Below are 10970 nucleotides of genomic sequence, written 5' to 3' on the forward strand. Positions count from 1 at the left end.
TACCGCAGCTCACGTGTCTCCACCCCGCCAGCCTAACCGGGACGACCAGGAGCGATACCCGGACGGTATCGCCGTCCACCCAGTCGGTCTTGGACACCCTGCAGGAAGGTTCTGCTTGGATCAGTCCATGATTTCTGTCGGCACACCGGACGAGACACGAGAGAAGGCAGAGCTCGCGGACTGCTTGCCGGCGCGGACCAGTGCGATGGCACGCGCCCGGAACTCCGGAGGACGGGGACGAGGCATGACTGCCAGCCTTCCGTGAAGGACTGTCAGTGAGCCACCAGAACTGGAACCCAGGACGTGGGGCAGGCCAAAATATCACCCGATCGTGCGGCAGACCCAAGCCGTTTTCGGCGCTGTGGACGAGGCGGCGGCTAGTACGTCTGCCGGATCTGCTGCTGACCACCTGGCAACCGCCTGGCAAGCAGCCTATGGGTTGCACCCCGACCCTGTGCGGGCCTATAGCGAGGCTATCAAGGCTGTGGAATCGGCCGCACACGCAGTGATCCAGGCCAATCACGGTAAGGCCACCTTGGGCACCATGCTTGGCGAGATCGGAAATGCGAGACCGAAGTTCTTTACTGCTCTCTCCACGCCAGCCGGAAGAGATCCCATTGCCCCTGCCGAGGGGATGATGCGTGCGCTGTGGGAGGGGCAAACGTCCAGGCATGGCAACCTGGCCGGCACCGTGCCGGAGACCCTGGAAGCTGCTAGAGCAGGCGTACATCTTGCCGCTGCCCTGGTGCAGTGGTTCACATCGGGGGCCGTCAGACGTAATCCCTGACCTGACGGTCTCGGGTTGCGCCAACACGTTGAGCGTTGGGTGAGCTCTACTCGCTGGATAGGTTTCTGCCCTATGGGCGGCTGCATCTCACCTGCCGCGATGGTTCAGCCCGCGGGCGTTCGATGGTCCAGAAGCAACGAAGTGCCCCCTTCCGGCGGAGAAATCGCAGGCAGGGGGCCTACCTACTCGTGGGCGCTTATGTCTTCTTGCCCTGGGTCTTGCCGGGAATCTTGGCGACCTGCCGCTTCCCAGCTCAGGGGCGGTGGGCTCGTGCGCCTGGTCGTCGTCGTTGGTCGTCCTTGGCCACTGTTGAGCAACCTCGGACGGCCCAGAGACGGCCCAGCTTCGGCCCGCTCGGCTGACGGCCGGGACCTTCGACACGCCCCGTCTGAACCTCAGCCGACGGCAGTCAGCCACGACGGCGGGTGCGCCGACCGGCCACGCACGCGTATGCCTCGCTGCATCCCCACCAGCCTCAGCCACGCTGCTGGTGCCGTCGACCAGAGCAAGCCGTGACGGCCGGCCCGTGACGCCGCACCTGAGCCTTCAGTTTGGGAAACTGTGGGCATTCGAGGGTGGTTCGAGCGTTGATCTGCTTCTGGTCGGCAGACCCTTGAACGCCTGGCCTCTTCCTTGTCTAGGATGACCGGCGCCGACGGGCCCGCCGCTGCGAGGCGATGCTGTGACGCCGTGTCACCCAGGGTGCCACCGTGCCAGTAGCGAGCAGGGCAAGGGCTAGAACCCAGAACCACGCTGATGTGCCCACGAAGAAGATGGCTACGCAGCCGACCAGCGCACCAACTGGGAAGCCCAGCGTCGGACGCCAATCGTCAGCGTAAAGATCCAGTTTGAACGGAATCACCAGCAGCCACGGCGGTATAAAGAAGGCTGCGAAGTACCCACCGCCACCGTCAGGCACCCCGCAGGCCGTCCCGCCGTGTGACCGATGCCAGTCGCAGCCTAAGTCGATCAAGCCAGCCAGGCCCCATCCGACAGCCGCTATCCCTACCGCGTTGATCATGGCCCCCACCCATTTCCATGTCATGCGCGGATCATAGGACCAGACCCTACGGCGTGGCTTTAAGGTGGAGTTGTCCTGACGTCAGTGATCCTGCAACCCCTACGGCGGTGGCGCACCTAGGGTGCCTCTTTTGGATCTTCGCTCTTGGGTCGCAGACGCGTGATCGGCTTCCGAGGTGCCCAGCTCTACAATGCAGCCGCATCCCTGGCTTTCCCTGGGGATGGTCCAGGACCTAACCGACGGTCGGACTTCCTTGATGACCAAGGGGAGATCTGCCAGCGTCGGCCACGCAATGAGTACGCCACTGCCGCAGAAGCAGGCGCACGCTCGCTATCTACTCCTGGAACTGGCAAGCGCAGACGATTTCAAACCGTCGACATCCGCCTTGTAAGTTCGATGCGAGCCCGCTCCGGATGCGGCCGACGACTGGTGCGGCGGCCGGACAGAGTCGCTGGCGTACGCCCTCGTTCGGCGTCGTTGATGTCAGCCGTGGATGTCAGCTGTCCATCAGATCCGGGTAGGGGCAGAGTTCCAGCTCGGCGGTCGGACGGTCGGCCCACTTCCACCAGACGTGTTGGTTGGAGCACCCCCAGACCAGACGGCAGGTGCGGCGGTCGTCCTCCTCGCGGTGACAAAGTGCCATCGCGCCGGCCTTCAACGGGCCACCGCACTGGGGACAGGTCGGTACGGACTCGGTCGACATCCCTGCAACGTACCCCCTTGGCTCCGGTGGTCGGAGTCCTCAGCTTGGGAAGCTAAGGGCATCTAGGGCTTACTCCCGGCCTGACCTGCGGCGGAGGGGCGGGAGCACGCGGTAGGCGGTCGATCGGTTGCCCGCTGTTCCTCGTGGTTCCCCGCACGATCTGGCACGCGTCATTCGTCGTCGCATCTCTCCAAGACCATTCCTACGGAGCCTTGTTCGAGCCCGTTGTTCTCCTCCAGGTGGAGGTGAGCGCCGTCCGGCGTGCCGTCCTGAGCGAGAGCGAGGAGGTGGCCGGCCAGAGTCTTCAACCCGGCAGCGTTTGCCTCAATGACGATCTCGCCACCCAGGTTGCGGACCTCGATGCGCGCGCCTTCCTCCCACGTGAAAACTCTGGTGATTCCATCGGTCGCCGCGCTCACGCGAGTGTTCATCGACGGAGTAGCGCTAGCTTCAGGGGCCATACCCCAAGCATCGCGTACCCCGGGCCAGCCACGACACCGAGACATAAGTGATGACCTCTTCGTCCCGAACTCTCGGCGGGAAGGTCATTGACGGTTCTCGGGCTGCTCAATCAGCCGTGGACGGTTTTTGAGGTGCAGCCTCGGCCGCTGAGGTTGCTGTACTTCCGTGCTGTACGGCGTCGGTTTTCTGACGCGCGTTGGCGAGGTTGTTGCGGGAGGCCAGAGTGTCGGGGTGGTCCTCGCTCAGCACCCTGACGCGGTCGGTGAGGTTCCGCTCGAACAGGGGGATGGCCCGTTCCAGGTCCCCCGCCGACCGGTAGGCGCCGGCGAGGTTGTTGCGGAAGGTCAGGGTGTTGGGGTGGTCCTCGCTCAGCACCCGGACGCCGTCGGTGAGGTTCCGCTCGAACAGGGGGATGGCCCGTTCCAGGTCCCCCGCCGACTCGTAGGCGTTGGCGAGGTTGTTGCGGGAGGCCAGGGTGTTGGGGTGGTCCTCGCCCAGCACCCGGACGCTGTCGGTGAGGTTCCGCTCGAACAGGGGGATGGCCCGTTCCAGGTCCCCCGCCGACCGGTAGGCGTAGGCGAGGTTGTTGCGGGAGGTCAGGGTGTTGGGGTGGTCCTCGCTCAGCACCCGGACGCGGTCGGTGAGGGTCCGTTCCAACAGGGGGATGGCCCGTTCCAGGTCCCCCGCCGACTCGTAGGCGCCGGCGAGGTTGTTGCGGGAGGCCAGGGTGGTGGGGTGGTCTTCGCCCAACACCCGGACGAGGTCGGTGAGGGTCTGCTCGTACAGGGGGATGGCCCGTTCCAGGTCCCCCGCCGACCGGTAGGCGTAGGCGAGGTTGTTGCGGGAGGCCAGGGTGCTGGGGTGGTTCTCGCCCAGCACCCGCTGGATATCGGTGAGGTTCTGCTCGTACAGGGGGATGGCCCGTTCCAGGTCCCCCGCCGACTCGTAGGCGCCGGCGAGGTTGTTGCGGGAGGCCAGGGTGTCGGGGTGGTCCTCGCCCAGCACCCGGACGCGGTCGGTGAGGGTTTGCTCGTACAGGGGGATGGCCCGTCCCAGGTTGCCCGCCGACTCGTAGGCGCTGGCGAGGTTGTTGCGGGAGGTCAGAGTGCTGGGGTGGTCGTCACCCAGTTGGGTTGTGCGTGCGTCGGTGAGGCGTTGGTAATGGTGTGAGGCGCTGGCGGGTTGTCCGGTTTCGTAGTCGTAGCGGGCCACGCTGTCAAGCAGGGCCAGGCTTTCGCTGGTGTCGAGTTCTTCGACGAGGGCGCGGGCGTGGGGCATGACGTCGGCCAGGTCGAGGCGGCCGGGTGTGTAGACGGCTTGCATAAGTCGCATGGTGGCCGTGAGAGCTGCTTGGCGCAGGACGGGCCTGAGGCCTGTTGTTTTGGGGTGCAGGGTGAGGGTGCGGCTGACCAGGGCATGCATGAACCAGCTCGGGGGTTCGGTGCCTGTCTGGCGGATGAGGGAGCGCCGCTGGGCGGCGGACAGGGCTCGTCGGTCGGCGCGCCGGGTGCTCGGCTCGTCCTGGTGGTTCAAAGCGATGCTGACGCTGGTGAGGAGGCGTTCGGGTAGCGGGGCGGGGGCGAGGAGGGCGGCGATGCGCAGCAGGGTCAGGGCGTGGTCGTCGAGGTGGTGCAGGCTGCGGGCGAACGTTGCGGCGATGTCGTTGGTGTGGTCGGTGGGGACCTGCATGTACAGGTCCTTGACCAGTTCCTGGAAGGCGTCGCCGTGCTGGGTGTCGGCGAGCTGGTCCAGGAGTTCGGTGTAAGTCAGGCCCGGTTGGTCGGCGAGGCAGCCGCGGGCCAGGTCGACGGCCAGGGCGTGACTGCCCAGTCGCTGCACCAGCGTCCGCGCTGCAGCCTCCTCAGCCGGATCGTTCGGGATGCGGGCGGTGGTGAGCAGGCGGTAGGCCTCGTCCGGATGCAGTACATCCACGTCGACGACGGGTAATTGGTAGCCGCGCCAGCGTGTGGTCATGACCGTGCGGCCCAGCGGATGCGGCGCCGCCAGCTCCCGCACCACACCCGGCGAGAGCTCGCCAGGGACGTCGTCGACGATCCACAGACACGGCTCGTCAATGCTCTGGATGTGCCGGCGGGCAGCCTCCCGTACCTGCACCGGATCGAGCGCGGCGCTGTCCAGCGCCAGGGCCGCCGCGACCTGCTGGTAGTGCTGCGCCAGCACATCCGCCTGCCCAGCATCCGGGGCGGGTGCGTCAGGGGTGTGGCTGGCGGCCGAGGTGAACCAGTAGATCCCACCGGGGTAGAAGGCCGCGAACCGGCGGGCGTACTGCTCGACCAGCAGCGTCTTGCCCACCCCGCCCAACCCCATGACCACGGCCTGACCGGCCGCCGCCCCGTCCTGCGTCGCCAGGTACTCGAACGCGTGCAGCGCCTGATGCAACTGCCAGAACTCGTCCACCCGGCCGACGAACCGCTCCGACCCCAGATGCTCCAACGGCCGCCACACCGGCCGCTTCGACGCGATCGCATCCCCCAGACACCCCGGAGACCCTGCGACACGTGCCACGATCCGCTCGACCAGCCGTGTCGCAGACTCCGGTTCGGTGGTGACGCCGTACCGGGCGTCCCGCAACTGCACCGGCTGGATGTGATCCACAACAGGCTCGGGATTGATGACCAGGATGCGCTCACTGGCCCGCCCCAGCGCGATGGCCGCACGAAACGCGGTCAGTAACTCCCACTGACAAGCCGGACGAGTGGGATAAGTGGCCGAGTAGTAGGCCACGAACAGTCGCGCTCCCGCCAGCGCCGAGCGGATCTCGTCGGTGATGCCCTCGAACTCGTCGATCCCCGACTCGTCCAGAAAGACGCTTACCCCCGCAGCCCTGAGCGCCTCCACCAGCGGCAGAACAGCGGCACGATCCGCTCTGGGGTAGCTGAAGAAGACCTCGTTCATACCGGCCTCTGCCGCAGCATGGGCGGTGCTGTCTGTCGGATGCATGAAGACCCCCGTACCTGCCGCACACCATCCGATACCGGTCACACTGCGGCACAACAAGGCTAGCCAGTCCGAACCCGCACCGTCCCGACAACGCAAGACCCGACCTCACCCCTCCACGACGATCGCGAGGAACAGGCCCCCCGGCCAGCTCTGTTCGGCCGACCGGTCAACTGCGGTTGCGGTGTTGCCGCGAACCGCTCTTGTGCGGCATGTCCTTCGTGGCAAGGCGGTGCAGCGGGCTCGCTGAAGTAGCGAGAGCGGTGATGCGGCGACGGGTCAGTTGTCGGTGGGTACGGCTTGCAGAAGGTTGGGCACACCGCAGGCGCTGGCAAGGAGGTCCGCGTACGCGGTGAGGATGCCGCGAGTATCGGTGAGGGCTGCACGCAGCTCCTCGGTACGGGGCCAGAGCTGCTCGTGGTCACGGCGTGAACGGTCGGCGGGACGCTGGTTCTCCCAGTCCTCCAGCATCGGGTGCCAGCGGGCCAGCAGAGGCCGGATACCGAAGTTGAGCATGGCAACAGCCAGAAAGCCGAAGTTGTACTGCCCGTTGCGCTTCGGCTCCGCCACATCCGGGCCATGCTGACGCAGGACATCACGGGTCGTGGCAAACAGGGAGTACAGGCTGGTAAGCGCTTCACGCAGGAGGCCCTCGTCGGCGCGCAGGGGCACCACAGAGATCCGAGTGACCAGCTCTACGTAGACCTCCCAGGCCGCGCGCCGCTCGGCGTCATTGGGCTCCCAGGTGCCGGAGATCTCCAGCACGTGCAGGTTCAGTTTCACATCCACGCTCTTGGGTGCACGCACCATGACCGTTCCCCTCGGCTGCCGACGGTATGTCCTGTCCTCGGTTTCCTTGCCTCACGTTACTGGCATGGATCACATGGCCGGGTGTGAAAGGCTGCGGGGTGCTGTGACGGCGTGGTCGATCCCAGGGTGTTAAGTCGGCAGGATCTGTGGATCGTTCAGTGGTGTGCTGCGTTGCGGTCTAGGTCTGGTCTGTGCTTATGGGGTCGCCTGGGTCGGCTGACTGGTCATGTGGCGCAGGTTCGTCCTGGGGTTGCGTGACATTCATGATCGATGCTGCTGCCTGATCCGGCAGCAGTTCGTCGAGGAGAGAACGGAAGGCGTCGTCGCCGAGGAGAACCCTCTGCCGACCGAGCCAGTAGAGGCTTGCATTGGGCGGCCTTCCGATCTCCAGTTCAAGCGCCAGGGCCTGCAGCGTGTACGGCACGCCGTCGGTGGGACGTTGCTGCTCGGTACAGAGCGCCCCCAGCTGACCGTAGCCGCTGGCGATGCCGGTGCGGTCGCCGAGCTCCTCGAAGGTGGTGAGGGAGGCGCGGTAGTGGTCCTCGGCCTGCTGATAGTCCCCCCGCAGCTGCGCGATGATGCCGAGCTGACCGTAGCTGCGGGCGATGCCGGCGCGGTCGCCGAGCTTCTCCTTGATGGTGAGGGAGGCGCGGTAGTGGTCCTCGGCTTGGTGATAGTTCCCCCGTGCCTGCGCGATCATGCCGAGCTGGTGGTAGCTGGTGGCGATGCCGGCGCGGTCGCCGAGCTCCTCCAGGATGGTGAGGGCGGCGCGGTAGTGGTCCTCGGCCTGCTGATAGTCCCCCCGTGCCTGCGCGATCATGCCGAGCTGGTGGGTGTAGACGCTGGCAGGGCGGGAGCGGGCCGGGAACCAGGTGAGCGTCTCTTCCGCCAGGTGTTGTTCCCAGTCCCAGGCGCCCCAGGTGTGCAACTGTGCGCACACGTGCCGTGTGAGGGTGTCGGCTTGGTCGAGGTCGCCGGCCTGGTGGTGGTGATGGCGTGCCTCGATGAGCTGGGTAATGTCGTCGGTGCGAGGCTGAGGGTAGACGTTGACGCGCCACAGCCAGTAGGCGGCGGCCAGCTGATGGGCTGCTGTGAGGGTGTCGCTGCGGGCGCGCCTGCGGAGGGCATCGGCGGTCCAGTGATGCACGGTCAGACCGGTGGGCTGGCTGCCCGGCTCGTCCTGGGGCGCGGGGGCCGGTGAGACCAGACCAAGGTCCAACAGTCGCTTCAACGCCTTCTCGGCCTGCGCGTCCAGGACGACCGGTGGCCGCCGCAACTCCTCCCAGACGACTGCGTATTCGGTGATCATCTCGGGCGCCAGACCTTCGCCCTCGTTCGACCCTGCGCCAGCCACGCGGGCTTCATCAATCAGGGTGTTCACCGTTTGGAGGCGCCGACGGAGGGCGGGGTCGGGTTCGAGGGGTGTGGTCAGATCCGACAACTGCCAGGCAGCCCCGGTGATATCGACTGGAGTGCGGTAGACGGCCATCCCGTCCAGCAGGCCTCGCGCTCCGGGCACGCCGTCGAGCTGGCCGAGCAGGGTGTCGAGGAGGACGTCGTCGACCGCGAGGGTGACGGTCTCGGCCAGCGCCGTATCCAGATCGCCCTGGACACCTGCCATCCAGCGCTCCGGATCGCGGATGCCGCGGGCCTCCAGAGCGGCCTCCATGTGGTCGGCGATGTCTGGGAAGCGTGCCTGGCCGCCGCGCAGCAGGGCGTCGAGGTATTCCAGCGCCCGCGGGTGGCCTCCGACATCGGCATAGGCGCGCCGCTGGTCGGCCGGAGTGAGCGCGTCCAGGCCGGGCAGGCGCCAGATGAGTTTGCGGGTCTCCGTCAGTGATAGCGGCCCCAGATGGTGAGCGGTGAGCCGCCGGTGCGTGCGTCGGGGGAGGTGGAAGGGGTGACGGCTGGTGACCAGCAGCCGAGTGTTTGGGCTTGCCGCAACCCAAGCGGCCAGCAGCTCGGCGAGGTCCCCATCGGCGAGCTCCCATCCCTCGCCTGACGGCGCGGGGGCCAGGAGATCCTCGGCATTGTCCACGATCATCAGAGCCGGCAGACGGGGCAGCACGACCTGGCGAACCAGCTTCCACCGGTCCTGCCAGGGAGAACTGGCGTCCGCCAGGTCCACCACCACATGCCGCAGCGGATCCGTTTCAGGCAGTCCCGCACCTCGGCAGTGGGCGTTCAGGCATTGCCGCAGGGTTTCCAGGACGGCGTCGACGGTGCGGGTCGTAGCAGCTGCGACCGGCACGACCAGATGGTGTTCCGTGTTGTAGTGGTGCAGCAGCTCGGCGGCCAGGGTGGACTTGCCGACCCCTCCGATCCCGTGCACCACCACCCCGGCCTGCTGCGGGTCCCGCAGGGCGGCCAGCAGCCGGCGCAGCTCGGCACGACGGCCGACGAACTCGCCGACCTTGCGCACCACCATGCCTTCCTCCAGCACAGCCTCCCGCACGTCCGGCACCTGCTCGGCGCCGTGGGCGCGGTCGAACAGGGGCAGTGGGGGACCGGCCAGGAACAGTGCCGGGGTGGCCCACTCCGGCCACCCGGCGCGCGGATCCCGCTCCTCCAGCAGCTTGCGGCGCCGCTGTTCCAGGGTGCGGCGGGCGTTCGAGAGCGCGGTCAGCGGGTTGGGATGCTCCGCCCGCGCCAGCGTCTGGTACATGTCCGCGGCCAGGTCGGTGGCGTAGCGGTCGGTGACGGCCTCGGTCATCGCCAGCACCGCTGGCACCCCGCGCTCCAGCAACGCACGCGCCAGCCCCGCCCGGATCCTGCCCTCCGCATCGACGTCAGCCGCGTCGTCGGAGCCCGCGTCGCCCGCATCCGGGGCGCCATCGCCCTCGGCCAGGGGCCGCTCCCGTGATGCCTGTGCGTCATGGGGCGCACAGGTGCGGGCGGTGGAGCAGCCGGCCAGTACCACCAGCGGGACACCCCGGTCGGCGGGCAGAGCCCCCAGGAATCGCTGCGCGTCGACCTCGTCGGCGTGACCCTGCTCGTCTTCGAGGATCAGCACCCCGGGGGCGGCGTGGCAGGACAGGTGCAGGATGTGGAAACGCTCCTGCTCCAGGGCCGCACGGATCTCGGCCAGGCTGCCCCAGCTCAGCACCCGCACATACGCGCCCTGCCCGGAGCGCGCCGGGTCGACCGCGTCCAGGATCCGGCCCAGTTCCCTTTCGTAGTCGAGGAGTTCGCCTCCGCCGGATTCGGGGCTGGCCACCACCGCCAGGATCCGCAACGGCCCCGGCACCTGCACCGACACCGGCTGGCTGTCCCGCCGCACGGTGCGGTACAGCTCCACCTGCTCCGACAGCACCAGCGGACCCGCCGAGCCGGGAACGGTCAGTGCCTCCCACGGCAGATCCACCCACCTGGGATCATCCACCGCCAGCCCGATCCGCAACGACGCATTCCGCGCCCGGGCCAGCCCTTCCTGACTGACCAGTTCGTGCGCCGCATCGCCGTGCACGAACCGCTTTCCCAGCGCCTCCCCCACAGCGGCCAGTGCCCCCGCTGGCCCCGCGGGAGCGGCCGCCTCCTCCAACAGTGGCAGCCGCCGCAGGATCATCCCGCCCGCCGCCCGCGCGCGGGCCCGCTGCAGCCCCCACAGCTTCTGCTCAAGATCACGGTCAACACCCTGCGGCGCACAGGACACCTCACGGTCCGCGGCAGAGGAAACCACGGATTCCGCGCCGATCCGTAACTCCACGTGCGTGGGCCCGTCCGGCCGGTAGGCCGTGGGCGGCACCACCAGCGGCCCGCCCCGCTCCGGACGCTGCCCCGACGGCAGCCCCCGCACCGCCCGCTCCACCTGCTTGACCAGCTCCTCGTACTGCTGCGGGGATGCCACACGATAGAAGTCGACCCGCAGCCGTGAAGCGAGGAACGGCGGCAGAGTCACCTCCCCCAGCAGGACCGGGATCAGGCGCTGTCCTCGCTCCACCGCGGCCGTCACGGAGGCCGCGAACTCCTCACCGCACCAGCCCGAATCCATCCAGTGCCGGCTGACGACCACCACCACGGCCCCGGCCTTCGCCAGTCCGTCCTGCAAGCGAGACGCCACCAGGTCGCCCCCGGCGACCTCCCACTGATCCAGCCACACATCAAGACCCAGCCGATGCAGGTTCTCCGCCAGCGCCCTGGCCCACGGCTCGTCCTCATGCGCGTAGGACACGAACACGTCAAACCGCCCGGCACCCGTCACACCGCACCCCCCGAACGGGGCACTCCCG

At 67.8% G+C, this 10970-nt stretch carries 6 protein-coding genes; 1 reads left to right on the plus strand and 5 read right to left on the minus strand.

The window, feature by feature from the left end; translation table 11 throughout:
* Nucleotides 1–331: 331 nt before the first annotated feature.
* Entirely contained in the window at nt 332–787 is a 456-nt protein-coding gene (locus ACFYW9_RS33880) for a hypothetical protein (protein ID WP_389158614.1), read from the plus strand.
* 1517 nt (nt 788–2304) lie between these two features.
* Here ACFYW9_RS33880 and ACFYW9_RS33885 read toward each other — a convergent pair.
* The 5 genes from ACFYW9_RS33885 to ACFYW9_RS33905 all read right to left on the minus strand — a co-directional run bounded on the left by ACFYW9_RS33885 (nt 2305) and on the right by ACFYW9_RS33905 (nt 10918).
* Nucleotides 2305–2511, minus strand: a complete 207-nt coding sequence (locus tag ACFYW9_RS33885; protein WP_148014866.1) for a dehydrogenase — start codon at nt 2509–2511, stop codon at nt 2305–2307.
* 170 nt (nt 2512–2681) lie between these two features.
* Nucleotides 2682–2930 (minus strand): hypothetical protein, encoded by a 249-nt coding sequence (locus ACFYW9_RS33890; RefSeq protein WP_389158617.1) that lies wholly within the window; start codon nt 2928–2930, stop codon nt 2682–2684.
* A gap of 148 nt (nt 2931–3078) precedes the next feature.
* Entirely contained in the window at nt 3079–5934 is a 2856-nt protein-coding gene (gene fxsT / locus ACFYW9_RS33895; RefSeq protein ID WP_389158620.1) for an FxSxx-COOH system tetratricopeptide repeat protein, read from the minus strand.
* 276 nt (nt 5935–6210) lie between these two features.
* Nucleotides 6211–6741: a hypothetical protein gene (locus ACFYW9_RS33900; protein ID WP_326787697.1), complete on the minus strand. Its 531-nt coding sequence runs from the start codon at nt 6739–6741 to the stop codon at nt 6211–6213.
* Nucleotides 6742–6919: 178 nt separating this feature from the next.
* Complete coding sequence (locus ACFYW9_RS33905) at nt 6920–10918, minus strand: TIR domain-containing protein (RefSeq protein WP_389158623.1); 3999 nt, start codon at nt 10916–10918, stop codon at nt 6920–6922.
* Nucleotides 10919–10970 lie beyond the last annotated feature (52 nt).

The sequence above is a fragment of the Streptomyces sp. NPDC002698 genome, from assembly GCF_042888945.1.
GTDB lineage: Bacteria > Actinomycetota > Actinomycetes > Streptomycetales > Streptomycetaceae > Streptomyces.